2 protein-coding genes are annotated in these 1,140 nt (G+C 68.5%); both read left to right on the top strand.

Annotated features, from left to right (window positions below; all coding sequences use genetic code 11):
• A partial coding sequence (locus tag AC1DOC_RS34540; protein ID WP_478131692.1) for an alpha/beta fold hydrolase occupies positions 1 to 322 on the top strand: 322 nt, incomplete at its 5' end.
• Positions 323 to 465: 143 nt separating this feature from the next.
• Positions 466 to 1,140, top strand: a 675-nt coding sequence (locus tag AC1DOC_RS34535; RefSeq protein ID WP_478131691.1) for a sugar phosphate isomerase/epimerase family protein, incomplete at its 3' end; no start/stop codon positions are given.

Raw genomic sequence — 1,140 nt, 5'->3', positions numbered from 1 at the left:
CGGCTACGTCACCACGCAGGAGGGCAAGGCCGCGGCCGAGGCGCTGCACGACGTGCTGGTGCGCACCGATGCACAGGGCTACATCGAGAGCTGCAACGCGGTGGCCGCCATCGATTTCCGCGACAGCAACCGCCGCATCGCCGTGCCCACGCTGGTGATCGCGGGCCTGCAGGACGAGGCCACGCCGCTGGCGATGTCCGAAGCCATCGTGGCCGCCATTCCCGGCGCGCGCCTGGCCACCATCGACGCGGCGCACCTGAGCGCGGTGGAGCGGCCGGTCGAGTTCACGCAGCTGCTGATCGATTACTGGCGCAGCCTTTGAGAAATGCGGGGGTCCGAGCCCTGGGGACGGCCCTAGGTCTAACCCCTAATCCGTGCGAACAATGCACGCACGCGTTCGATGATCGAACACTGGGCACATGTGGAGCGTTGTGGGCGGCGGCGGGTGTTCCTACAGTCACCCCCATGCATCGCTCCATTGCCACCGTCTCCCTCAGCGGCACGCTTCGCCAGAAGCTCGAAGCCGTTTCGGCCGCAGGCTTCGACGGCATCGAGCTGTTCGAGGCCGACTTCGTCAACTTCAAGGGCAGCGCCGCCGAGCTGGGCCGCATCGCCTCCGACCTCGGCCTCTCGATCGACCTGTACCAGCCGTTCCGCGATTTCGAGGGCATGCCCGAGGCGCAGTTCCGCCGCAGCCTGGAGCGCGCCGAGCGCAAGTTCGACCTGATGGAGGCCATGGGCGCGCCGCTGATGCTGTGCTGCTCCAACACCTCGCCGCTCTCGGTGGACGACCCGGCGCTGGCCGCCGCGCAGCTGCACGAGCTCGCGGAACGCGCCGCGCGCCGCAACCTTCGCGTGGGCTTCGAGGCGCTGGCCTGGGGCCGCCACACCTCGCTGTACGGCCAGGCCTGGAACATCGTGAAGCAGGCCGACCACCCGCACCTTGGCCTGATCCTCGACAGCTTCCACACGCTGTCGCTGAAGGACGATGCCACGGGCATCGCCGCCATCCCGGGCGACAAGATCTTCTTCCTGCAGATGGCCGACGCGCCGCTGCTGTCGATGGACGTGCTGCAGTGGGCGCGCCACCACCGCTCGTTCCCGGGGCAGGGCGATCTCGACGTGATCGGCTTCTTCGAG

It is taken from the genome of Variovorax sp. 01T439_2 (assembly GCF_056398445.1).
The sequence above is the reverse complement of the archived record's forward strand: the minus strand, read 5'-3'. Positions and strand labels throughout refer to the sequence as shown.